Origin of the sequence: Kribbella hippodromi, from assembly GCF_039531045.1 — a bacterium.
In the GTDB taxonomy this organism is placed as follows: domain Bacteria; phylum Actinomycetota; class Actinomycetes; order Propionibacteriales; family Kribbellaceae; genus Kribbella; species Kribbella hippodromi.
This window is the reverse complement of sequence record NZ_BAAAPH010000015.1, coordinates 72,902-93,661: the sequence shown is the minus strand read 5'-3', so window position 1 is coordinate 93,661 and position 20,760 is coordinate 72,902. Positions and strand designations below refer to the sequence as shown.

Sequence of the window (20,760 nt, the reverse complement as noted above, 5' to 3'; positions counted from 1 at the left end):
CGCCCCCAGCACACCCAGCTACACCACCGTGCACCTGCTCGCAACGGCACGGGACAACCGAGCATGTTCTAGGGTCTAGGACATGGCGCGAGTTGTGCACTCCTACGACGACCCCGAGCGGTTCGTCGCCGGCACCGTCGGGGAACCAGGTGCGAGGACGTTCTTCCTGCAGGCGCGAGCCGGGCACCGGCTGACGTCGGTCGCGTGCGAGAAGGAACAGGTGATGGCGCTGGCCGAGCGGCTGGACGTGATGCTGGACGAGGTCGCGCGCCGGTTCGACCGGGATCCGGTCGCGGCGTCCGGCGTCGACGACACCGCGCCGCTGGAGCAGCCGATCGAGGAGGAGTTCCGGGCCGGGACCATGACGCTGGCCTGGGAGGCGGACGCCGAGCGGGTGGTGATCGAGGTGTTCGCCGTCGTCACCGGCGACCCGGCCGAGCTCGAGGAGAGCGACCCGGTGGCGGCCGCGATGGAGTCCGACGACGCCGAGGTGTTCGTGGTCCGGATCACCGAGGAGCAGGCGCGCGCGTTCGCCCGGCGCGCGGTCGCGCTGGTCGCGTCCGGCCGGCCGAGCTGCCCGTTCTGCGGCCGGCCGATCGATGCCGACGGTCACATCTGCCCACGCGCCAACGGCTACCGCAGGCACCTGCCGGAATGACGATCGACCCCGAGCTCCTCGCCCTGGGGGAGCTTTCCCTGCACGGCCGCCTGGTCGCGGCCTCGAACGGTACCTATCAGGGCTCGGTCAGCCGGGACGGCGAGACCGCGACCGTGGTCTACAAGCCGGTCGAGGGGGAGCGCCCGTTGTGGGACTTCCCGGACGGCACGCTGGCGCAGCGCGAATTCGCCGCGTACGTGGTGTCGGAGGCACTGGGCTGGTCGGTCGTACCGCCGACGCTGCTGCGGGACGGACCGCTCGGCGTCGGCATGGTGCAACTGTGGATCGACGAGGCCGAGCTGACAGCGGGGGAGACCGAGCTGGTCGACATCGTCCCGCAGGGTCGCGTACCGGCCGGCTGGGTCGGCGTACTTGACGCGCTGGACGGCCGGCACAACCCGGTGACGCTGGTGCACGCGGACAACGAGGCGCTGCGGCGGATGGCGGTGTTCGATGCCGTGGTCAACAATGCCGACCGCAAGGGCGGCCACGTCCTGAACCCGGGCGACGGCCGCGTGTACGGGGTCGATCACGGCGTCACGTTCAACGCCGACGACAAGCTGCGTACGGTGCTGTGGGGCTGGGCCGGTGATCCGATCGCGGACGAGCTGAAGAACGACCTCCGCAAGCTCGCCGATCAGCTTGCCGGGGCGTTGGGGCAGCAGTTGTGCGAGCTGATCACCGCGGTCGAGCTGACCGCGACCAGGGAACGGTGCGCGACGCTGCTGAAGACGGGTACGTTTCCGTACCCGAGCGACGAGTGGCCCGCGATTCCCTGGCCCGCCTTCTAGGGCTTCGGTTCGACGTGTACGTTGCCGAGCCGGTCGTGCTCGTCGTACGTCGTGACGATCACGCCGCCGTTCGGTGCCGTGCCGCGAATCGCATCGGGCGCTTCCTCGTACGGCACGCCGAAATGCTGGAAGTAGCCGCGGACGACCCGTCGGTGGTCGGCCGGGAACACGCTGACCGCGGTGAGCAGCAGTCGGGGCGTAGCGATCGGGTCGAAGCCGGCGCGCGGGAGCTGCTCGTCGGCGACATGCAGGTACACGTGCCCGCGTCCTTCGTTGATCGCCGTCGACCAGACGCCACGACCGCCGAGCACCGAGCCGGCCGTGATCGCGAGCGTGATCGCCGCCTGGGCCGGCTGCGGGAAGCCGCTCAGATCGGGGCTCTCGGTGGTGAACTCCTCGATCCCGTGCCGCTCGCCGAACTCGCGGATGGCGAGCGTCGGCGCGACCGCGGGCGCGTCCCGGCCGAAGCCCGGGTTCGCCCAGCCCCACAACCAGGTGTGGTCCAGCTCGGAGAAACTGCCGAGCAGCGACACGCCGCCGAGAGTGCCGCGTTCGCCGGTCAGGGTGCGCAGGTCGAGGTCGGCCTGTAAGGAGTCCGGGCCGACCACCTCGTTGAACAGGTCCTGCTGCTGGATCGCGGCGGCGGCGATCCAGCCACCGTACGCCTGGAGGCCGGGGCTGAAGTCAGAGTTCATCGCGGGCGACAGTATCCGGCACCGGGGTGCAGCGGAACCGGCCGACCACGGAATGGAACCGTGTCGCGTCATTGAAAATCGGACTGGCATAAGCTCCGATACATGCAGGCGTGGACGAAACCAGACATCCCGGCGGTGCCGGGGCCGGCCCGGCGGCTACGCCTCCACGACACCGCCTCCGGTGGGCTGGTCGAGGTGCCACCGGCCACCGGCGGAACCGCCCGGATGTACGTGTGCGGCATCACGCCGTACGACGCGACGCACATGGGCCACGCCGCGACTTATGTCACGTTTGACCTGATCAATCGCCTCTGGCGGGACGCCGGGTACGACGTGCTGTACACCCAGAACATCACCGACGTCGACGACCCGCTGCTGGAACGCGCGACGGCGACCGGGGTCGAGTGGACGGATCTCGCGGCCCGGGAGATCCAGCTCTTCCGGGACGACATGACCGCGTTGCGGGTGATTCCGCCGCAGCACTACATCGGTGTAGTCGAATCGATCGACCTGGTCGCCGGCGCGGTCGAGGAGCTCAAGCGGGCCGGAGCCGTGTACTCGGTCGACGGCGACCTGTACTTCGCGGTGAAGGCCGACCCGGCGTTCGGTGGCGTGTCGAACTACGACCGGGACACGATGCGCGAGCTGTTCGCGGAGCGCGGCGGCGACCCGGACCGGGACGGCAAGCAGGACCCGCTGGACAGCCTGCTCTGGCGGCACGAGCGCCCGGGCGAGCCTGCCTGGGACTCGGCGCTCGGCCGCGGCCGCCCGGGCTGGCATGTGGAGTGCTCGGCGATCGCGCTGAAGTACCTGGGGATGACGTTCGATGTGCAGGGCGGTGGGTCGGATCTGATCTTCCCGCACCATGAGATGTCCGCCAGTGGCGCGCAGGTCGCTACCGGAGAGCATCCGTTCGCGCGGGCATACGTACATCAGGGGATGGTCGGGCTCGACGGCGAGAAGATGTCGAAGTCCAAGGGCAACCTGGTGCTGGTGTCCAAGGAACGGCTCGGTGGTGCCGACCCGATGGCGATCCGGTTGGCGCTGCTGGCGCATCACTACCGCACCGACTGGTACTGGATGGAGTCCGACCTGGCCGCTGCACAGGCCCGGCTTGATGCGTGGCGGGGCGCGATCGGCCGAGGCTCCGGACCGGATGGTGGCGCGGCGGTGGATGCGGTACGTGCGGCGCTGACGAACGACCTGGACAGCGCGGCCGCACTCGCCGCCGTCGACGCCTGGGCCGAGAGCGAAGGTGACGACCACGAAGCACCCGCCCTCGTCGCCCAAGCTGTAGACGCACTGCTGGGCGTAAAGCTCTAACCCCGAAACCCCCAGCCGCCCCAAACAGGTTTGGGGCGCCGGGTGGGGTCAGCCGGTGACGGGCTGGTGCGTCTTGACCGGGGTCGGGACCGGGGCGGACGGGGGAGTGGCTACCTGGGCGGGGGCCGGGTTCACCGGTTGGGGCTTCGGCTTGGGCTTGGTCTTCGTGGCCGGCTTGGCGCAGGTTGCGGACGCCAGGTTGATGGTTTCGGCGCCGCCGAGGTTGATCGTCAGGCCGGTGATCGTGAAGGCGCCGTCGGAGTGCTTGCCCTGGCTGTTCACTGTGATCGTCGCGAGCGGTGCGGCCGGCAAAGTCGCGCCCTGCTTCGTGCTCGGCAGCTTGATCGTCTGCCCGAGCAGCGTCAGCGACCCGATGTCGACACCACCCTGATTACCGGAACACCACACGTTCAGCGAGTCGATGCCGAGCAGCGACTTGGGCGGGTTGAGCAGCAGGTTGCACAGGTCCGGCAGGTTCTTCACCGGCAGGTCCTTGGTGGTCAGCTTCGGCAGCGGCAGACCGAGATCCGGCAGCGCGAGGTCGGGCAGCGGCAGGTCGGCCGCACCCGTCTTCGGCAGCGAAGCGCACTGCTGCTGGAGCTCCGGCGGCAGCTTCACCTGACTGAGCAGATCCGGCCCGATCACGATGTCGAACAGCTCGACCGAAGCCGAGTCGTTCCCGGCCGTCGCGGTCCCGGCCCGGACCGAGATCAGCGGGTTCTTCGGGAGCTCGAGCGCCGTCGACGTCTGCCGCTTCCCGTCGAGCGATTCCGCGTACGGGGTCTTGGCGATCGGCACCTGGCCTTCCGCGCTGACCGCGTACGCCGAGGACGGGCGGGCCGCCGCGTTACCGGCGGGGGCACTGGCGACCAGGCTGAACGTCACCACACCGGCCACGGCCGCGGCCGTCAGGACGGTCGGCGTCAGACGCCGTCGCACCTGTAGTCGCATCAGGGATCTCCTTACTTGCTGTCGATCAGGACCAGAGTCCCGAGCGGAACCTTCTGCAGATGGGCGAGCGCGGCCTTGGGTACCCGGACGCAGCCCGCGCTGATCGCCGCCCCGAACACGTGCGGATTCGGCCAGCCGTGGATCGCGACCGTACCAGGTCCGCCACCGAACGTGTCCAAGGTGGGACTGTGCGCACCCAACGGGAGCACGATCGGGGACGCGGAGCGCTTGTGGTCGATGATCGAGCCGAGCAGGAACGTCCGGCCGGGTGGCGTCGGCGTCTTCGTCGCGCCGACCCCGGCCTTCCAGCTGCCGAGGCTCTTGTTGTTCAGGAACAGCTCGAGCGTGCGCGAGCTGGTGTGTACGCGGATCAGGTACGAGGAGCTGGCCCGGTCGAGGTCACCGTCCTGCATCCAGGCCGTGGAGCGATTCGGCTTGGAGGGCAGCAGGACGCGTACCCAGCCGTCGGACTGCTCCACCACCGGAAGCCAGGTCGGCCCGAACTGGGTCGGCCCGATCTTGCCGAACGCGTCACCGTCCGGCGCACTGAACAGCGCCGCCTCGTTGCGCGGATGCACGACCAGGCCATCGGTCCCCGAGTACGGCTGGGTGTCCAGCGGCGCGGTCGGGATCGTGGTGGCGGTCGTGGAAGCGGTCAGCGTACTGAGGTCGACGGTGACCGTCTTGTCCTTGTTGCCGAAGATCCCGATCGCGGCGACGACCCCGAGCAGGATGAGCACCGCGAGCGCAGGAATCGAGGTGCCGCCCCGCTCGTCGCGCATCTCGTCACTCCCCGTGGTCACGGTGACGGCAGCCCGTCACCCCCCAGTTGTCGGGTCGACAATAAACCCATTGGTAACAACGCGCCACGGGTCGCGAGGTTACTTCTCTGAAAAGTGGGTAGGGCGGTCAGTCGCTCGGGTGGTTCTTGTTCCGGCGCTTCAGGTAGCGCTCGAACTCGGCCGCGATCGCCTCGCCGGTCGCCTCGGGGAGGTCGGCGGTGTCGCGCTGCTCCTCCAGCGAGTGCACGTACTCGGCTACCTCCGGGTCTTCCTCGCTCAGCTCGTCGGCGCCGCGCTGCCAGGCCCGGGCGAGCTCGGGCAGCTCACCTTCCGGGATGGCCAGGTCGAGCAGCTCCTCGACCTTGCCGAGCAGTGCCAGCGACGCCTTCGGGCAGGGCGTACCGGCGATGTAGTGCGGGATCGCCGACCAGATCGACACCGACGGCACCCCGAGCGTCGTACACAGGTCGGCGAACACGCCGGTGATCCCGGTCGGTCCTTCGTACGTGGACGGCTCCAGGCTCCAGGAGGCGGTGAGTTCCTCGTCCGAGGAGGTGGCCGAGACGGGGATCGGGCGGGTGTGCGGCGCATCCGCGAGCAGGGCGCCGAGGACGACGACGACCTGCGCGTTCGAGTCGTCGACGAGCTCCAGCAGCTCCTTGGAGAACGCCCGCCAGCGCATGTTCGGCTCGATGCCGCGGATCAGCAGGACGTCCCGGCCGGTGTCGGCGGGGCGCGCCAGGTACACCCGGGTGGTCGGCCAGCTGAGCTGGCGGCCGCCGTCGTCGTCGAGACCGACCTGCGGGCGGTTCACCTGGAAGTCGTAGTAGTCCTCGGGATCGATGGCCGTGACGAGCTCCGCGTCCCACTCGTCGATCAGGTGGTCGACCGCTCCGGTGGCCGCCTCGGCCGCGTCGTTCCAGCCCTCGAACGCGGCGATCACGACCGGGTCTCTCAGGTTCGCGAGATCAACCACTCGCAGGCCCCCTGTCGTCTCTCGAGCCAAACCCGGCGCTGGCTTGCTCCAGGCACCGGAAACCGGACTGTCAGCCTACGTGGTCACCCCCGTACCGCGCTCAGTCGCCGCACCAGGGAGAATGGCCGGACAGACTCTGCGAACCCACCGCGCGTTTTCGGGCTCCGGACACGCGCGGTGGGTTCTCAAAGTGAGGGCGTGACGTGAGGAGTGCTGGGTGCCGGGCCTGCAGGCGGTGTTGTGGGACATGGACGGGACGTTGGTCGACTCCGAGAAGGTCTGGGCGGAGGTGCAGATCGAGCTGCTCGGCTCGCTCGGGGCGGAGTGGACCCTCGAGGACTGCATGACGCTGATCGGGAGCGACCTGCGCGACGCCGTGCAGGTGTGGATGGCGCGGATTCCGGCCGGTGTGATCGGCGCGGACGAGCTGGCCGACCGGATGTTCTCCGAGGTGGTCGTGGCACTGCGCCGCGAGGTGGCGTTCCAGCCCGGTGCGCTCGAGCTGCTGCAGGCGCTCCGCAAGGAGGAGGTGCCGTGCGCACTGGTCTCCGCGTCGTACCGGACGATGATCGATGCCGTACTCGGCCACCTGCCGCCGAACCCGTTCGACGTGATCGTCGCCGGTGACGAGGTGACGCTCGGCAAGCCGAACCCGGAGCCGTACCTGACCGGTGCCGCGAAGCTCGGCGTCGACCCGGCGAACTGCATCGTGATCGAGGACTCGGTCACCGGTACGGAGGCGGGTACGGCGGCCGGCATGTTCGTCGTCGCGGTACCGCAGTTCGTGACCATCGAAGAGGCACCGCGGCGGCTCGTGGTGAAGTCGCTCGAACCGCTGACGCCGGAGTCCCTGCGCGCATTGCTCCGTTGACGAGCTACCGTCACTTGGTGCCCTCGGGGGCGTTGTCGGGGTAACGGGCTGGGGAAAGGTGAGACGGTGGGTGAGTTGGTGCGCCGAGTGTCGGCGGCCGTGGTTGTCAGTGCGCTGGGGGTATCGCTGGCTGCCTGTGGTCAGCCGGACGACAACGCGCCACACCCGGGCGAGCAGACGCCGAAGCCGGTGCTGCTCAAGCTGGCGACGACCGACTCGATCGCGTCCCTCGACCCGGCCGGCCCGTACGACGCGGGCTCCCGCACCGTCCAGGCGAACCTGTTCCAGACCCTGCTGACGATCCTCCCGGACAAGCCGACCCCGGTACCGGACGCGGCGGACTGTCAGTTCGATTCGCCGACCACGTACACGTGCAGCCTGAAGGATCAGCTGACCTTCCCGAACGGGCACAAGCTGACCGCCTCGGACGTGAAGTTCAGCTTTGAGCGCCTGGTCCGGCTGAAGACGCCCGGGGGAGCGGCGTCCTGGTTCAGCTCGGTGAAGTCCGTGAGTACGCCGGACGAGCTGACCGCGGTGTTCAACCTGACCCACCCCGATGCCCGGTTGCCGTACCTGCTGACCACGACCGCCGCGTCGATCGTGGACGAGCAGTCGTACCCGGCGAACGCGCTGCTGGAGAACAAGGCGGTCGGTTCGGGGCCGTACCAGCTGGCCTCGTACTCGCCGGGGTCCGAGCTGACGATGACGAAGTTCGCCGGGTACCGCGGTTCGCGGGCGGCGCAGAACGACGGCGTGGCGATCAGCCTGAAGAAGGACTCGGCCGCGCTGTACGAGGCGATCACCACCGGCAAGGCGGAGCTGGCGTACCACGGGTTCGGCCCGAGTCTGCTGGACAACCTGCGGAAGTCCAATCAGGTCCAGGTGGTCGAGGCGAACTCCGCGGAGATCCGGTTCTTCACGTTCCAGATGAAGTCGCTGATCGCGCGCAAACCCGCCGTACGCCAGGCTGTCGCGCAGTTGATCGACCGGCCCGCGATCGCGAAGAAGGCGTACGGCGATCACGTCAACCCGCTGTACTCCGTGGTGCCACCGGGCTTCGGCGGACAGGTCGACGCGTACAAAGCGGAGTACAAGCAACCGAACAAGGCAACCGCCGCCGCGTTGCTGAAGGCGGCGGGCATCGTCACGCCGGTGCCGCTGACGGTCGGCTGGACCCCCACGCAGTACGGAGCCGGTGCCAAGGCCGAGGTTCTTGAGCTTAAGCGTCAGCTGGAGACGTCCGGCTTGTTCAAGGTGACATTGCGCAGCGCGGAGTGGCCGCAATACCAGGTCGGCACCAAGGCCGGCGCGTACGACATGTACCAGGCCGGATGGACCCCGGACTACCCGGACGCGGACGACTACGTGGCCCCGTTCGTCGCCACTGACGGAGCGTTCGCGAACGGCTACCGTTCGTCGGCGGCCCTGAAGCTCCTGCAGCAGGAGCGGACCGAACAGAACGGGCTGAAGCGCGACGACCTGATCAGCCAGCTACAGGGCGTACTCGCGCATGACGCGCCGGTGATCCCGGTTTGGCAAGGGCGAATCGCGGTCGCGGCCGCGAAGAACCTGCAAGGCGTTCAAACGGCTATTGACCAGCTGTCTTTGCTGTATTTCTCACCTTTGCGGAAGTGACACAAAACTGCCATGGCAGTAACGGTTCGCCTTGCTCCGGCGACCGTGGGTGGACAGGCGTGGTTTACTGCGGTTTGTCCACGATACGGGACGATTTCTTGCCGGTCACGATCGCGCAACGCAGGTCTTTCTGCCTTTGACTCCGCGCTGTAATGGCGGCAGGTTAAGGCGGCAGTCAGGCCGGATTTCGTCCCGGTTCACCCACACCAGGTAGGGGTACAGATCGCGTGAGCGCGCCACTCGAGGTCGATCCCGCGGCGTCGTCCGCTCAGCCGGAGGCGCTGCTGGCGGGTGCCGGCAAGATCGAGGGCCGGTCGCTCTGGCAGATCTCCTGGATGCGGCTGAAGCGGGACAAGATCGCGATCGCCGGTGGCATCTTCGTGCTGTTCCTGATCGTGGTCGGCATCTTCGCGCCGCTGATCTGCAAGCTGGTCGGCGTCACCCCGAACGACTTCCACCAGGACCTGGTCGACCCGTCGCTGCAGATCCCGATCGGCAAGCTGGGCGGGATCAGCGCCAGTCACCCGTTCGGCGTCGAGCCGGTGAACGGCCGCGACATCTTCGCCCGGATCCTGTACGGCGCCCGGATCTCGCTGCTGATCGCGTTCCTCGCCACCTTGCTGTCGGTGGTGATCGGGGTCGTGCTGGGCATCACCGCCGGGTACTTCGGCGGCTGGGTGGACACCCTGATCAGCCGGCTGATGGACATCTTCCTGGCGTTCCCGCTGGTGCTGTTCGCGCTCGCCCTGGTCGGCGTGGTGCCGGACTCGATCCTCGGGCTGAAGGGCGACGCGCTCCGGGTGGCGCTGATCGTGTTCATCATCGGCTTCTTCAGCTGGCCGTACATCGGCCGGATCATCCGCGGCCAGACGCTGTCGCTGCGGGAACGGGAGTTCGTCGACGCGGCCCGGAGCCTCGGCGCCCGGCGTCCGTACATCCTGTTCACCGAGCTGCTGCCGAACCTGATCGCCCCGATCCTGGTGTACGCGACGCTGCTGATCCCGACCAACGTGCTGTTCGAGGCCGGCCTGTCGTACCTCGGTGTCGGGGTCCGGCCGCCGACCGCCAGCTGGGGCGACATGCTCTCCAACGCGGCGAACTGGTACCAGGTCGACCCGATGTACATGGTCCCGCCCGGGCTGGCGATCTTCCTGACCGTGCTGGCCTTCAACTTGTTCGGCGACGGGTTGCGCGACGCCCTCGATCCGCGATCGCGGTAGGTCTTCTCTCCAACCAGGGAGCCTGGGCTCTCACGAATAAAGGGGTGCAACAAGAGATGAGATGGAATCGCATCACGACGGCCACCGCCGTCAGTGCGGCCGTCGCCTTGAGCCTGGTGGCTTGTGGTGGACCGAAGGCGCAGTCGGGGGGCTCGAACAGCGGCGGCGGTGGCGCCACTCCCGAGTTCAACGCGGCCGTGGACAAGGTGTTCAACCCGAGCGACAAAAAGGGTGGCACCCTGCGGATGGCGATCACCGAGAACTGGGACTCGACCGACCCCGGTGACACCTACTACGGCCTGTCCTGGAACCTGGTCCGGAACTACGTCCGGCCGCTGATGACGTTCAAGGCGGCTCCGGGCGCCGAGGGCGCGAAGCCGGTACCGGACCTGGCCGAGGCGCCGGGCGTGCCGAGTGACGGCGCGAAGACCTGGACCTACAAGATCCGCAAGGGTGTGAAGTTCGAGGACGGCACCGAGGTCACCTCGAAGGACGTCAAGTACGCGGTGGCGCGGTCGCTGGACAAGGCGACGCTGCCGAACGGCCCGACCTACTTCAATGACTTCCTGCTGGACGTCCCGAAGGGCTACAGCGTCTACAAGGACAAGACGCTGGCCGGGGTGGCGAAGGCGATCGAGACGCCGGACGACCAGACCATCGTCTTCCACCTGAACAAGCCGTTCTCCAGCTTCGACTACTTCGCCCAGCTGCCGTCGACGGCTCCGGTGCCGCAGGCCAAGGACACCGGAGCGAAGTACAAGGAACACCCGATCTCGACCGGCCCGTACAAGTTCGCCAGCTACGACGCGAACTCGGGCATCAGCCTGGTCCGCAACGATCAGTACGACGCGTCCACCGACCCGGACTCGGGCCGGAAGGCGCTGCCGGACAAGATCACCGTCGCGTTCAACGTGAACGGCACCGACATCGACAACCGGCTGATCGCCGGTGACCTCGACGTCGACATCGCCGGTACCGGCGTGCAGCCGGAGACCCAGGCGAAGATCCTGGCCGACCCGAAGCTGAAGGCGCACGCCGACAACGTGCCGGCGCCGCGGCTGAACTTCACCGTGCTGAACAGCCAGGTCGCGCCGCTGGACAACATCCACTGCCGCAAGGCCGTGCTGTACGCCGCGGACCACGAGGGCTACCAGCGCGCGTACGGCGGACCGATCGGTGGCGACATCGCCACCAACCTGATGCCGCCGTCGATCACCGGCGCGGAGAAGTTCGACGACTACGGCTTCGAGACCGACAAGAACGGCAACGTCCAGAAGGCCAAGGACGAGCTGAAGCAGTGCGGTCAGCCGAACGGCTTCCCGATGAACATCGCCTACCGTGCCGACCGGGCCAAGGAGAAGGCGGTCGCGGAGACGCTGCAGCAGTCGCTGGCGAAGGCCGGCATCGTGCTGACCACCAAGCCGTACCCGACCGGTGACTACACCAAGCGGTTCGCCGGCAAGCCGGACTTCGCGCTGGCGAACAAGCTCGGCCTGATCGTCTACAGCTGGGGCGCGGACTGGAACGACGGCTTCGGCTTCCTCAGCCAGATCGTCGACAGCCGGGTGATCCGGGCGACCGGTGGTAACACCAACCTGGGCATCCGCATCCCCGAGGTCGACAAGCTGATCGACCAGGCGATGTCCACCACCGACGAGACCGCCCGGAACAAGCTCTGGGTGGACGTCGACAAGAAGGTGATGGAGCAGGCAGCGGCGCTGCCGGGCATCTGGGCCAAGGGCCTGCTGTACCGGCCGGACACGCTGGCCAACGTGTTCTCCAACCAGGGCCAGAACATGTACGACTACGCGGCGATCGGGCTCGCGCAGAAGTAGTTGCCCAAGTGGTTGCCCTGTTCAACCATCATTGTCGCCAGCAGAGGTAGGTGAAGGCTGACGGTGGCCGGTGATCAGCGATGATCCCCGGCCACCACCGCCGCGCACGGTGCTCGCATATCTGATCCGCCGGGTGATCGGGGCAGTGATCCTGCTCTTCATCGTCACGGCAGTCACGTTCTCGATCTTCTTCATGGTCCCGAAGCTCGGCGGTGCCACCGCCGACGATCTGGCGTCCCGCTATGTCGGCCGGAGCGCCAGCCAGGAGCAGGTCCACGAGACCGCAGTCAGGCTCGGCTTCACCGATCCTCTCTACGTGCAGTACGGCCGGTTCGTGAAGGGCCTGGTCGTCGGCCAGGACTACAACTACGGTCCGGCCACCGAGCACTGCCCCGCGCCGTGCTTCGGGTACTCCTTCCTGACCCAGCAGCCGGTCTGGCCGGACCTGGTCGCGCGAATACCGGTGACCGCGTCGCTCGCCGGTGGTGCCGCCTTCATCTGGCTGGTCACCGGCGTCGGCACCGGCATCATCTCGGCCCTCAGACGTGGGTCGGTCCTGGATCGATCACTGATGTCGGTGGCGCTGGCCGGGGTTTCGCTGCCGATCTTCTTCACCGGCCTGCTGTCGCTGTCGATCTTCAGTTACAACCTCGGCTGGACCCAGCAGGGCGGGACGAACCCGCTCGACGAGACCAATCCGATCTGGTGGGCGTACGACCTGATCCTTCCGTGGGTGACGCTCGCGTTCCTGTACGCCGCGGCGTACGCGCGACTGACCCGCGCGGGCATGCTCGAGACGATGAACGAGGACTACGTCCGGACCGCCCGGGCCAAGGGCCTGACCGAACGGGACGTGATCATCAAGCACGGCCTGCGGTCCGCGCTGACCCCGATCCTGACCATCTTCGGCCTGGACCTCGGCCTGCTGCTCGGCGGTGCGATCCTGACCGAAACCACGTTCTCGCTGCCGGGCATCGGTCAGTACGCCGTGATCGCGCTGCGTGCCAACGACCTGCCGAAGGTGCTGGGCGTGACGCTGGTCGCCGCGTTCTTCATCGTGCTGGCGAACCTGATCGTCGATCTCCTGTACGCCGTCGTCGACCCGAGGGTGCGGATCTCATGACCGAAACCATTGAGCGTGGTGAGGCGTTCCTCGACGTCCGCGACCTGAGGGTGCATTTCCCGACCGACGACGGACTGGTCAAATCGGTGGACGGCGTCTCGTTCAAGCTGGAGCGCGGCCGGACGCTCGGCATCGTCGGCGAGTCCGGCTCCGGGAAGAGCGTCACCAGCCTGTCGATCATGGGCCTGCACAAGCCCGGCGTGGCGAACATCAGCGGCCAGATCTTCCTCGACGGGCAGGACCTGGTCAGCTCGTCGCGCGAAGAGGTGCGGCTGCTGCGCGGCAAGCGGATGGCGATGATCTTCCAGGACCCGCTGTCGGCGATGCATCCGTTCTACACGGTCGGAAAACAGATCATCGAGGCGTACCGCGTACACAACGCGGTCAGCAAGCAGGTCGCCCGCAAGCACGCGATCGACATGCTCGACCGGGTCGGCATCCCGCAGCCGGACAAGCGCGTGGACGCGTACCCGCACGAATTCTCCGGCGGGATGCGGCAGCGCGCGATGATCGCGATGGCGCTGTCCTGCGACCCGGACCTGCTGATCGCGGACGAGCCGACGACCGCGCTGGACGTCACCGTGCAGGCACAGATCCTGGACCTGATCCGGGACCTGCAGCGGGAGTTCAACTCGGCCGTCATCATCATCACCCACGACCTCGGCGTGGTCGCCGAGCTCGCCGACGACATCCAGGTGATGTACGCCGGCCGCGCGGTCGAGTACGGCACCGCCGAAGACATCTTCGACCGGCCGCAGCACCCGTACACCTGGGGTCTGCTCGGTTCGATGCCGCGGATCGACCGGGAGCGCACCGAGCGGCTGATCCCGATCAAGGGCACGCCGCCGAGCCTGATCAACGTACCGAGCGGCTGCGCGTTCAACCCGCGCTGCAACTACGCGCACCTGAACAACGGTGCCAGCGAGACCGAGCGGCCGGAGCTGCTCGACACCGGGAACGGCCACATGGTCGCCTGCCATCTCTCCCCGCAGAATCGCCGGCAGGCGTGGGAGAACGACATCAAGCCGAAGCTGTGAACGGGACTCCTGTGACCACTACTGACACCGATTCGACGCCCGAACCCACTCCGGCGGTCCCGGAGCTGGGCGAGGAGCTGCTCGCGGTCGACGGCCTCGTCAAGCACTTCCCGATCCGCAAGGGCATCCTGCAGCGGCAGGTCGGCGCGGTGCAGGCGGTCGACGGCCTGACCTTCAACGTGACCCGCGGCGAGACGCTGTCGCTGGTGGGGGAGTCCGGGTGTGGCAAGACCACCACCGGCCGGCTGCTGACCCGGCTGCTGGAACCGACCTCCGGGACGATCCGGTTCGAAGGGCGGGACATCAGCCACCTCGGCGAGGGCAAGATGCGCCCGATGCGCCGCGACGTGCAGATGATCTTCCAGGACCCGTACGGTTCGCTGAACCCGCGGCACACGGTCGGCAAGATCGTCGGCGCGCCGTTCCGGCTGCAGCACGTGAAGACCGAGCACGGCGTGAAGAAGGCAGTCCAGGAACTGCTCGAACTGGTCGGGCTGAGCCCCGAGCACTACAACCGGTACCCGCACGAGTTCTCCGGCGGTCAGCGGCAGCGGATCGGGATCGCCCGGACGCTCGCGCTGCGGCCGAAGCTGATCGTGGCGGACGAGCCGGTGTCCGCGCTGGACGTGTCGATCCAGGCGCAGGTGGTGAACCTGCTGGAGGACCTGCAGGAGGAGTTCGATCTCACGTACGTGATGATCGCGCACGACCTGTCCGTCGTCCGGCACGTGTCGGACCGGGTGGCGGTGATGTACCTCGGCAAGATCGTCGAGCTCGCGGACCGGGTCAGCCTGTACGAGCGGCCGATGCACCCGTACACGGTCGCGCTGCTGTCCGCGGTGCCGGTGCCGGACACGAAGCGGAAGGGTAAGCAGGAGCGGATCCGGCTGCAGGGCGACGTGCCGAGCCCGATCAACCCGCCGCCCGCGTGCCGCTTCCACACCCGGTGCTGGAAGGCGCAGGAGATCTGCAAGACCCAGGAACCGCCGCTGATCGAGCTCGCGCCGGGGCACCAGACCGCGTGTCACTTCCCGGAGAACCAGGACGCGCCGGCGGCGAAGCAGGACACCGCGCCGGCGACCTGACAAACGGCGCCTAGCCCTTGTGGACTGCCGCCTTCACGTGGCTGGGCGTCGCGTTCAGCAGGATCTGCGCGATCAGGGCGTGCCCGGCCGCGTTCGGGTGGTCGCCGTCGGGGGCGAGCAGCGCGGTGATGTTCGTCGCGTCGTCCTCGAACGGCGTGTAGATGTCCACGTACGTCGCGTCGTCCGCATGCGCCGCCGCGGCGATCGCGTCGTTCGTCCGCACGGTGAGCTGGTCGCTCGCGACCCGGCCACTCGCCGGGTACTGCTGCTGGGCGACCGCGCCGTCCTTGAAGACGTTCCAGTACCCGGTCATCAGGATCGTGGTCGGCAGGTGATCTCGGAGGACGTGAATCCGGTCCAGGATCTTGCCGAGGTTGACGGTCAGCTGCTCGAACTCGTCCGCGACGCAGTCGGAGGTGCACTGGCCGCTGGTGACGTCGTCGTGGTGGTCGCCGAAGTCGTTCGCGCCGATCGTCAGCAGCACCACACTGGCGCGGGCGGTCGCGACCTCGGCGGTCGAGTCGTCCTGGTTCAGGCTCTGCAGCAGGCCGGCCGAGTCCAGTCCGCCGACGCCGAGGTTGTCGACGTGGACGGGCTTGCCGCGCTTCGCCTGCAGCGCGTCGGCGTACATCTGTGGAAACGCTGAACAGTTACAGTTCGTGCCCGAGGTGACCGAGTCGCCGAGGGCGACCACGTTCATCAGGCCCGGGGTCTGCAGTTGCGCGAGGTCGACCTCACTGACCGTGTCGCCCGCGTTCAGCGCGGAGAGGATCACGATCAGTAGCAAGCCGGTGGTGAGCCGTCGCAGTATTTTGATCACGCCGGTTTCGTATGCCTCGTTTCGTGGTGCCGCCCGGCAGGGGGAGCGAACTGACTGACCAGCCAAGGATAAGCGGTCGCGAACGCCGGAGCCGCGAACTGCCACACGTGCGTGCCGGGCGAGACCTCGACCCGCGACCAGATCCCTACCTTGGCCGCCGCCTTCGAGAGCTCGTTGGCCTCGCGCTGGTGCCGGCGCTCCTGCGTGCTGGTCAGGAACAACCCGTTCACTCCCGTGTACTTGCCGTGGGCGCGCATCACCAGCAGCGGCTCGTTCGCCTTCTCCAAAGCCACATTACCGCCATACAGATCGTGCAGGCTCGCCGCGGGGGTGCTCGTGTACGGAGCGAGGTCGCCGGAGATGTCCATGAAGTGGTTGAACACGTCCGGGTGCTCGACGACCAGATCGAGCGCGCAGGTGCCGCCCATCGAGAACCCGGCGACCGCCCATTCATGCGGGTCGCTGGAGGCGCCGAACGTCTTCTCGACGTACTTCGGGATGTCCTGGTCGAGGTGATCGGCCGAGTTGCCCTTCGGCCCGTTCACGCACTCGGTGTCGTTGTTGAACCGCTCGGTGGCGTCGGCGAAGACCAGGATCGGGGCGAAACCGTGGTGCAGGTGGGCGTACGCGTCGGAGACCTGCACCGCGTTGCCGAGCCGGACCCAGTCGCCCGGTCCGCCACGCTCGCCGCCGATCAGCTCGACCACCGGCAGGTGGTGCCGGTGCGCGCTCTTCACGAACCAGATCGGCGGCAGGTACACGAGCTCCTGGCGGTGGCCGAAGTGACTGTACGTGTCCGGAATGTTCACGGCGACCAGCCGTCCGGCCGCGGGCACCTTCACGCTGGCGCCGCCGCGCAGGCCGGCCATCGAGACCTGGCCCGGGAGCGGCGCGTTGGTCCAGTCGTTCACCGCGGAGTCGATGGTGGGGTAGTACCCGACGAACTGGTTGACGCCGTTCGCGCAGACCAGGGCAGCGAGCGCCGCCGCGACAACCGCGGTACCGCGCCGCCACCAGCGCGCCGTACGCCACCCCGCCGCCAGGACGATCAGTGCCGAAATCGCGATCCCGAACCAGAACCAGACGGAGAACGGCAGCGGATCGGTGATCCCGGCCGCTTTCGCACCCGGGTACGCCGCGAGCAGGGTCAGCAGCAACGTCGCACCCGCGATCAGCGGAACCGCCCGCCACCGCCAGTTCCTGTTCCGCCACCCCACCGCGGCAATCAAAGCCCCCGCGGCCAGCACATCCAGCATCGCCGGAAACCATCCCCCAAGCAGCGATACGCTCATCCAACCCTCCGAAATGTCCAGTGGACCCAACCCCCAGACGCCCAGAATCACGGATAGGTTGGCAACCACCAACTGAGCAGACTCAGCGTCCCCTCAGCTTCGCGCCAGCTTCCCCAGAAGTTGGTACAGGTCGGTCCCGGCACCCCAGTGCACGTTCCGGGCCCGGAGATACTCGTGCACAAACTCCCCGGCGTACTCCCGCCAGGTCTCCGCGACGTAGAGCGCGTCCACCGGCGCGATGGTGGCGAGAGCCGCTTTGTTGAGCCCGGCAAAGATGTTCGGAACCGGTCGCTGCCGGGTCCAATGCGGGGGCTGCTCGACCCGCAGGTAGGTGACGAAGTCAGGCGTGAAATGGGACGACTGACAACCGGTCAACGGGCGTCGCGCGTATCGGGCGTCGGTCTCGACTCGAAGTTGCCGCAACTGCTCTCGTTCGGCTCCGTCGGCGCGGCCTTCGGCGAGCCAGAGCGCGGCGACCACCGCCGGGGCGATGTGTGAGCCGACGGCGACGATGTGCTCTCTGAGCCCGGGCACGTCGACCAGCAGGTTGGGGTGACTTGTCGCGATGGCTGCCAACTCGGTCTCGCGGTTCGTCCCTGCCGTTGGCGGCCGAAGTGTGTGAGCGAGCAACTCGGCAACGAGGCCGGCGGGGATGCGCGAGGCACGGTTGGCAAGCAACGCCAGCAGCGTGCGCTTGACGTTGTGATTGATGGCCGGCTGATCGGCGAGCGTGATCCGGAGATTGTTGTACCACTCGTAGTCGTACGGAAGCACCCGATCGGATTGCGGTCGGGCGGAGCTGAGGATGTCGATGGCCGCGATCTGTTCGATTGCTCCTACGTCGGCGGCGCGCCACTTCCCGTTCCCGATGCCGGCAGCCAGGTAACCGACTCGGAGCACCGCCTCTCGCTGGCGGTCGCCCAATAGTTCTGCCTCACCGACTGCCAGGTTCTGCGCCCGTTCGGTCCGGAGCTGCAACCGCAACTCCCACCATGGCGGCTGCTCCACGGGGTACCCGACGTCGAGGACCCCGATGAGTGTCGCCCACGCTGTGGTGTCCAGGCCGGCGCGCCACAGGCGGACAAGTGATCGCCAAGGGTCGCCTGCCGAGTCGGGGTCGACGAGTTTCAGGACCGGGACCGGGTGCTTGTCCAAGCTGACTCGGAGGATGGTCAGGTTGGCGGTGTACGCCGCTCGGCGGCGGACGGGGTCGTAGGGGAGGGGGTGGTAGAGGGGATCGCCCAGGTCGGGGCGGGGGAGTTCTCGGCGGAGGAGTTCGCTGATGGTGTTGCGGAGGGATTGTTGCTGGTCGATGGGGAGGCGGTCGGCCAGCTCCGTGATGAAGAGGCGGATCGGGGTGCGGGTGCTGATTGGTTGGTGCGCCAGGAGGCGGCGGAGGAGGGTGTCGTCGAGGGCGATTGGTTGCGGGTTGAGGTCAGTGGATTCGAGTTCGTGGTGGCGCATCAGCCGGACGAGCAGATCCAGGATGAGCTCGGCGACCAGGAACTCGCCGAAAGTCGCGTGCAGGAACTCGTACGCGCTGCGTTGTTCCCGGTCGGCGCGCGGATTGTGCACGAACATGAATTCGCCGAGCACCCGGTCAGCTGAGGTCAGCGGTTGCACACCAAGGGAGCCGGCGGCCGGCTCGTCGAGCGCGGTCAGGTCGGCGTTGAGCTCGGCGTCGGTGATGTGTTGCCGGCCGCGGTTGAACATGCCGAAGGCGGCATATTGGAGCTGCCTTCGCTGCCGGCGCTGCAGGACCGCCTGCTGAGCGGCGGTCTGATCCGGGGCCGACTTCTCCACCACTTGCCGGCTGATGAAGCGGTCCATGATGCGCTGGTACAGCTCGCTCTGCGTCAGGTTCGCGCCGCTCAGCTGATTCGTGCCGAGCTCGGCCAAGTACACCGCAAGCATCAGCAAGAGCAGCGGCTGACAGGTGAGTTCGCTGATTTGCTCCGAGTCGGTCATCTCGTCCGCATCCAGCGGTACGAAACCAGCAACGCCCTGATGCGCGGCGTTCCACCGTTCGAGCCACCGTTCGATTCGCGGCCGGTCGAACTCCCGCAGCTTGATCATCGGCGTACCGGGCGCGATCTCCGCGCGATCCGCCACGACCGTGCGGGACGTGACAATCACAGCGGTCGGCGTACCCAGTGTCCGGGCGCGCTTCTGAAAGGCCTCGACCTTCGACAGGTACGCCGACTGCGTCACGCCGGTCGCCTGGACGAGCTCGTCAAAACCGTCGAGCAATACGACCAGCCGGCACCGATGCGTACAGGTCAAGTCGGCGCACGACCCGCACGCACACTCCTCGCGAAGGTCCTCCAGAGCCGCGTTCGGCCGCTGGAGCGTACGTTGCAACTCCGTGTTGATCTGGCTCGTCAGGTCGTCGTCCGGATTCACCGACCGAAGCGGAATCCGTACGACAGCGAACGCATCGGCCGGCAGCTGAGCGGCCAGCACCTCGGTCAGCAGGGACTTCCCGGCGCCCGGATGCCCGAGCAGGAGCAACGGCAACTGCGCTCCCTCCGGACTGGCCAGGTAGCTCGCGAGGTACTCGACCAGCGACGAGTCCTCCGGCTGCTCCGACCACCACTCCTCGTCGGTCGGGCGCGAGTGCTCGTCGGCGACGGCGTAGTGAAACGACGGCTCGACGAACCCGTCCCGGACGGTCGGCGATGCGACGGCCGGATTTCGCGTACGCAGCAGCGGCTCGTCCAGCACTTCCCGAGCCACCAACTCCAACTGCTCGCGGTAACTGTTCCGCCCGGGCCGGCTGCCCGGCAGCGCCATTGTGAGCAGCGTACGAAGCTCGCCGAGCGCTGACGTGTGGTTGTGGATGATCTCCCGCGTCGCAGTGTGCTCGTTGAGCATCACCCAGAGGCTGAACGGCGCCGACCGGCCGAGCTCCAGCATCCGGCTCCGGTAAAGCCACACGGCCCTGTCGACGATCGCGTTCTGTACGGCGGCCGGTGGCGCGGGGTCGTTCTGGTTCCAGGCTTCGAGCCCGCTGAGGAACTCCACGCAGCGGGCGGCGAGCCGCTCGTAGTACGGCCGGAGGTTGCGTTCGAGGTTCGCGTCGAGCCCGAGCGCCGGCGACGACATCGGGACGGTCGCGCCGAACAGGTCGTCGTGCTCCGATCCAGGCACGTCGAACAGCAGGCGCCGCTCGCGGTCGGTGAGCGCAAGGTCCCGGTGCGCCGGCCCGGTGATTTGCGGCAGCGCGTCGAAGAACGACGACACGGTCGTGATCGTGTGGGCGGCGGCGATCAGTTCGAGCTGGTCCTTGTCCTTGGTGCCGCGGAGCCGCTTGGCCACCTGGCTCACGACCGAGTCGAGCAGGCTCACGGTCTCGTTCTTGGGGTCCGTCAGCGACAGCCAGGCCGCGGCGGTCAGGCCGGCCACTGGGCCACCGGCCACGGCCGCGGCACCGGCACCGGCGAAGAGGGCCGCGCCGAAGACGCGCTCCAGGACCGACCGGGTGCGGTCGTCGAGGTCCAGGACGGCCAGCGCGCCGCGGAAGGTGTACGGAGACAAGGTGTACGGGGACAGAGCCACGACCGGTGCTCCTCGGGCGAGATGGAAACGAGGGCCAAACGTTACAGTCGGCGACCGGTTCGCGCCGCCTCGGCGAGTACGTTTCGTCGCAGGTTCCGGTCGTTCGAC

17 protein-coding genes are annotated in these 20,760 nt (G+C 67.9%); 10 read left to right on the top strand and 7 right to left on the bottom strand.

The window, feature by feature from the left end:
* Window positions 1-82 precede the first annotated feature (82 nt).
* Complete coding sequence (locus tag ABD260_RS22920) at window positions 83-658, top strand: DUF3090 family protein (RefSeq protein WP_344236139.1); 576 nt, start codon at window positions 83-85, stop codon at window positions 656-658.
* Window positions 655-1,449 (top strand): SCO1664 family protein, encoded by a 795-nt coding sequence (locus tag ABD260_RS22915; protein ID WP_344236137.1) that lies wholly within the window; start codon window positions 655-657, stop codon window positions 1,447-1,449. Before ABD260_RS22920 ends, ABD260_RS22915 begins: the two co-directional genes overlap by 4 nt.
* On the opposite strand, the gene ABD260_RS22910 is transcribed toward ABD260_RS22915, so the two are convergent.
* Window positions 1,446-2,144, bottom strand: coding sequence for a DUF6882 domain-containing protein (locus ABD260_RS22910; protein WP_344236135.1), 699 nt, complete (start codon window positions 2,142-2,144; stop codon window positions 1,446-1,448). The genes ABD260_RS22915 and ABD260_RS22910 overlap by 4 nt on opposite strands.
* A gap of 102 nt (window positions 2,145-2,246) precedes the next feature.
* Between ABD260_RS22910 and mshC the strand changes: the two genes are divergently transcribed.
* On the top strand, window positions 2,247-3,467 hold the full coding sequence (gene mshC, locus ABD260_RS22905; RefSeq protein WP_344236133.1) for a cysteine--1-D-myo-inosityl 2-amino-2-deoxy-alpha-D-glucopyranoside ligase: 1,221 nt from the start codon (window positions 2,247-2,249) through the stop codon (window positions 3,465-3,467).
* 48 nt (window positions 3,468-3,515) lie between these two features.
* Here mshC and ABD260_RS22900 read toward each other — a convergent pair whose 3' ends face one another.
* From ABD260_RS22900 to ABD260_RS22890, 3 genes are all read right to left on the bottom strand, one after another.
* Entirely contained in the window at window positions 3,516-4,418 is a 903-nt protein-coding gene (locus tag ABD260_RS22900; protein WP_344236131.1) for a hypothetical protein, read from the bottom strand.
* 11 nt (window positions 4,419-4,429) lie between these two features.
* Entirely contained in the window at window positions 4,430-5,200 is a 771-nt protein-coding gene (locus ABD260_RS22895; RefSeq protein WP_344236129.1) for a L,D-transpeptidase, read from the bottom strand.
* 127 nt (window positions 5,201-5,327) lie between these two features.
* Window positions 5,328-6,176: a PAC2 family protein gene (locus ABD260_RS22890; protein ID WP_344236127.1), complete on the bottom strand. Its 849-nt coding sequence runs from the start codon at window positions 6,174-6,176 to the stop codon at window positions 5,328-5,330.
* Window positions 6,177-6,393: 217 nt separating this feature from the next.
* On the opposite strand from ABD260_RS22890, the gene ABD260_RS22885 reads away from it, so the two are divergent.
* From ABD260_RS22885 to ABD260_RS22855, 7 genes are all read left to right on the top strand, one after another.
* Entirely contained in the window at window positions 6,394-7,047 is a 654-nt protein-coding gene (locus ABD260_RS22885; protein ID WP_344236125.1) for an HAD family hydrolase, read from the top strand.
* A gap of 66 nt (window positions 7,048-7,113) precedes the next feature.
* A complete protein-coding gene (locus tag ABD260_RS22880) occupies window positions 7,114-8,682 on the top strand; it encodes an ABC transporter substrate-binding protein (protein WP_344236123.1) in 1,569 nt (522 codons plus the stop codon).
* A 227-nt stretch (window positions 8,683-8,909) separates the two neighbouring features.
* Window positions 8,910-9,902 (top strand): ABC transporter permease, encoded by a 993-nt coding sequence (locus ABD260_RS22875; RefSeq protein WP_344236121.1) that lies wholly within the window; start codon window positions 8,910-8,912, stop codon window positions 9,900-9,902.
* Between the two features lie 56 nt (window positions 9,903-9,958).
* Window positions 9,959-11,737 (top strand): ABC transporter substrate-binding protein, encoded by a 1,779-nt coding sequence (locus tag ABD260_RS22870; RefSeq protein ID WP_344236119.1) that lies wholly within the window; start codon window positions 9,959-9,961, stop codon window positions 11,735-11,737.
* Between the two features lie 70 nt (window positions 11,738-11,807).
* Window positions 11,808-12,860 (top strand): ABC transporter permease, encoded by a 1,053-nt coding sequence (locus tag ABD260_RS22865; RefSeq protein WP_344236117.1) that lies wholly within the window; start codon window positions 11,808-11,810, stop codon window positions 12,858-12,860.
* Complete coding sequence (locus ABD260_RS22860; protein ID WP_344236115.1) at window positions 12,857-13,897, top strand: ABC transporter ATP-binding protein; 1,041 nt, start codon at window positions 12,857-12,859, stop codon at window positions 13,895-13,897. The genes ABD260_RS22865 and ABD260_RS22860 overlap by 4 nt, the downstream gene beginning before the upstream one ends.
* Window positions 13,898-13,908: 11 nt before the next feature.
* Window positions 13,909-14,982: an ABC transporter ATP-binding protein gene (locus ABD260_RS22855; RefSeq protein WP_344236113.1), complete on the top strand. Its 1,074-nt coding sequence runs from the start codon at window positions 13,909-13,911 to the stop codon at window positions 14,980-14,982.
* A gap of 10 nt (window positions 14,983-14,992) precedes the next feature.
* Here the strand turns inward: ABD260_RS22855 and ABD260_RS22850 are convergent, their stop codons facing one another.
* From ABD260_RS22850 to ABD260_RS22840, 3 genes are all read right to left on the bottom strand, one after another.
* Window positions 14,993-15,802, bottom strand: a complete 810-nt coding sequence (locus tag ABD260_RS22850) for an SGNH/GDSL hydrolase family protein (RefSeq protein ID WP_344236111.1) — start codon at window positions 15,800-15,802, stop codon at window positions 14,993-14,995.
* Window positions 15,799-17,094 (bottom strand): alpha/beta hydrolase, encoded by a 1,296-nt coding sequence (locus ABD260_RS22845; RefSeq protein ID WP_344236109.1) that lies wholly within the window; start codon window positions 17,092-17,094, stop codon window positions 15,799-15,801. The genes ABD260_RS22850 and ABD260_RS22845 overlap by 4 nt, the downstream gene beginning before the upstream one ends.
* A 93-nt stretch (window positions 17,095-17,187) precedes the next feature.
* Entirely contained in the window at window positions 17,188-20,652 is a 3,465-nt protein-coding gene (locus ABD260_RS22840) for an NACHT domain-containing protein (protein WP_344236107.1), read from the bottom strand.
* Between the last annotated feature and the right edge of the window lie 108 nt (window positions 20,653-20,760).

Excerpts from the sequence above, each read along its gene's own strand:
- ABD260_RS22920 (WP_344236139.1), top strand. The coding sequence starts at position 83 with ATGGCGCGAGTTGTGCACTCCTACGACGACCCCGAGCGGTTCGTCGCC.
- ABD260_RS22915 (WP_344236137.1), top strand. The coding sequence starts at position 655 with ATGACGATCGACCCCGAGCTCCTCGCCCTGGGGGAGCTTTCCCTGCAC.
- ABD260_RS22910 (WP_344236135.1), bottom strand. The coding sequence starts at position 2,144 with ATGAACTCTGACTTCAGCCCCGGCCTCCAGGCGTACGGTGGCTGGATC.
- mshC (WP_344236133.1), top strand. The coding sequence starts at position 2,247 with ATGCAGGCGTGGACGAAACCAGACATCCCGGCGGTGCCGGGGCCGGCC.
- ABD260_RS22900 (WP_344236131.1), bottom strand. The coding sequence starts at position 4,418 with ATGCGACTACAGGTGCGACGGCGTCTGACGCCGACCGTCCTGACGGCC.
- ABD260_RS22895 (WP_344236129.1), bottom strand. The coding sequence starts at position 5,200 with ATGCGCGACGAGCGGGGCGGCACCTCGATTCCTGCGCTCGCGGTGCTC.
- ABD260_RS22870 (WP_344236119.1), top strand. The coding sequence starts at position 9,959 with ATGAGATGGAATCGCATCACGACGGCCACCGCCGTCAGTGCGGCCGTC.
- ABD260_RS22860 (WP_344236115.1), top strand. The coding sequence starts at position 12,857 with ATGACCGAAACCATTGAGCGTGGTGAGGCGTTCCTCGACGTCCGCGAC.
- ABD260_RS22845 (WP_344236109.1), bottom strand. The coding sequence starts at position 17,094 with ATGAGCGTATCGCTGCTTGGGGGATGGTTTCCGGCGATGCTGGATGTG.